The following is a 2,428-nucleotide window of genomic DNA, read 5'->3' as shown; positions in this document are numbered from 1 at the left end:
GGCGGGATGTTCATGCTGTTGCTGGTGGCCACGAACATCACGTCGGACAGGTCGAAGTCGACCTCGACGTAGTGGTCGCTGAAGGTGTGGTTCTGCTCGGGGTCGAGCACTTCGAGCAGCGCCGATGAAGGGTCGCCACGGAAGTCCATGCCCAGCTTGTCGATCTCGTCCAGCAGGAACAGCGGGTTGCGTGTGCCAACCTTGCTCAGGCTCTGCAGCACCTTGCCCGGCATCGAGCCGATGTAGGTGCGGCGGTGCCCACGAATCTCGGCCTCGTCACGCATGCCACCCAGGGCCATGCGAACGAACTTGCGCCCGGTGGCACGCGCCACGCTCTGGCCGAGCGAGGTCTTGCCCACGCCAGGAGGGCCGACCAGGCACAGGATGGGTGCCTTCACCTTGTCGACACGCTGCTGCACAGCAAGATACTCAAGGATGCGGTCCTTGACCTTCTCAAGACCGTAGTGGTCTTCGTTCAAGACCTCTTCAGCGTGCTTGAGGTCGTGCTTGATCTTGGTCTTCTTGGTCCAAGGCAGGTTGATCAGTGTGTCGATGTAGTTGCGCACCACAGTGGCCTCGGCCGACATGGGTGACATCAGCTTGAGCTTCTTGAGCTCGGCATCGACCTTCTTGCGCGCCTCCTTGGGCATCTTGGCGGCAACGATCTTCTTTTCCAGCTCCTCCATGTCGGCGCCTTCTTCGCCGTCACCGAGCTCCTTCTGGATGGCCTTGACCTGCTCGTTCAGGTAGTACTCGCGCTGGCTCTTTTCCATCTGGCGCTTGACGCGGCCACGGATGCGCTTTTCAACCTGAAGAATGTCGACTTCATGCTCGAGTTGTTCGAGCAGCTTTTCCAGACGCTTGTCGACCGCAAACAGGTCGAGCACCGATTGTTTGTTTTCGAGTTTCAGCGGCAGGTGCGCCGCGATGGTGTCGGCCAGGCGACCCGCATCGTCGATGCCCGCGATCGAGGTGAGGATTTCCGGCGGGATTTTCTTGTTGAGCTTGACGTACTGGTCGAACTGCTGCGTCACCGCGCGGCGCAGGGCCTCGACTTCCGGCTTGGCATCGGCTTCGGGTGGCACCGGGGTCACTTCGGCCATGAAGTGCTCACCGTTGTCGCTGATGGAATGTGTTCTGGCGCGCTGAATACCTTCGACCAGTACCTTCACCGTGCCATCGGGCAGCTTGAGCATTTGCAAGATGCTGGAAACGCAACCCACCTCGAACATGTCGTCGGGCTTGGGCTCGTCTTTGCCGGCAGCGCGTTGCGCCACCAGCATGATCTGGCGGCCGGCTTCCATCGCGGCTTCGAGGGCCTTGATCGATTTCGGGCGACCCACAAACAGCGGGATCACCATGTGAGGAAATACCACCACATCGCGCAGCGGCAGCAGCGGCATCGTGATCGGCTCAGCGGGCAAAACGGGATGTCCGGACATTGGAACCTCTCTTTCTCAAGCCCACATAAGGCTCGAGCATTCATTTGCAAGATGACCGCGCCCGACAGCGCACGGTCGATTCAGGATCCTCAGTCTCAGCAACGCGCGGTCAGGCACTCGCCTTGGCCTGCTCGCGGTACACCAACAAGGGCTTGGTGTTCTCTTCGATGGTGTGCTCGTCGAGCACCACCTTGGCCACGCCATCCAGCGTGGGCAGTTCGAACATGGTGTCGATCAGGCACAGCTCCCTGATCGAGCGCAGGCCGCGAGCGCCGGTCTTGCGGGCCAGGGCCTTGCGCGAAATGGCGGCCAGGGCCGACGGGCGAATCTCGAGCTCGACGCCGTCCATCGCAAACAGCTTCTGGTACTGCTTGAGGAGTGCGTTCTTCGGCTCGGTGAGGATCTGCACCAGCGCGTCTTCGGTCAGCTCGCCCAGCGTGGCAACCACGGGCAGGCGGCCCACCAGTTCGGGGATCAGGCCGAACTTGATCAGGTCTTCGGGCTCGACCTCGCGGAACACCTCGGAGACACGCTTTTCGCTCTTGGTGTGCACCGTGGCGCCGAAACCGATGCCCGACTTCTCGGAGCGGTTCTGGATGACTTTTTCCAGGCCGTCAAACGCGCCGCCGCAGATGAACAAGATGTTGGTCGTGTCAATTTGCAAGAAATCTTGATTCGGGTGCTTGCGGCCGCCTTGTGGTGGCACCGAAGCCATCGTGCCTTCGACCAGCTTCAGCAAGGCTTGCTGGACGCCCTCGCCCGACACGTCGCGGGTGATCGAGGGGTTGTCGGCCTTGCGCGAGATTTTGTCGATCTCGTCGATGTAGACAATGCCGCGCTGCGCTTTTTCAACGTCGTAGTTGCAGTTCTGCAGCAGCTTCTGGATGATGTTTTCGACGTCTTCACCCACGTAACCAGCTTCGGTCAGCGTGGTGGCATCGGCAATCACAAACGGCACATTGAGCAAGCGAGCCAGTGTCTGCGCG

2 protein-coding genes are annotated in these 2,428 nt (G+C 60.7%); both read right to left on the bottom strand.

Going from position 1 to position 2,428, the window contains the following annotated elements; translation table 11 throughout:
- Positions 1–1,442, bottom strand: a 1,442-nt coding sequence (locus RMO40_RS18220; RefSeq protein WP_309724432.1) for an LON peptidase substrate-binding domain-containing protein, incomplete at its 3' end; no start/stop codon positions are given.
- A gap of 109 nt (positions 1,443–1,551) precedes the next feature.
- Positions 1,552–2,428: ATP-dependent Clp protease ATP-binding subunit ClpX (clpX, locus tag RMO40_RS18215; protein ID WP_309724431.1), on the bottom strand; the 877-nt coding region annotated here is incomplete at its 5' end.

Source organism: Rhizobacter sp. (genome assembly GCF_031412075.1).
Taxonomy (GTDB): domain Bacteria; phylum Pseudomonadota; class Gammaproteobacteria; order Burkholderiales; family Burkholderiaceae_C; genus Rhizobacter.
This window is presented reverse-complemented; position numbering and strand designations above follow the sequence as displayed.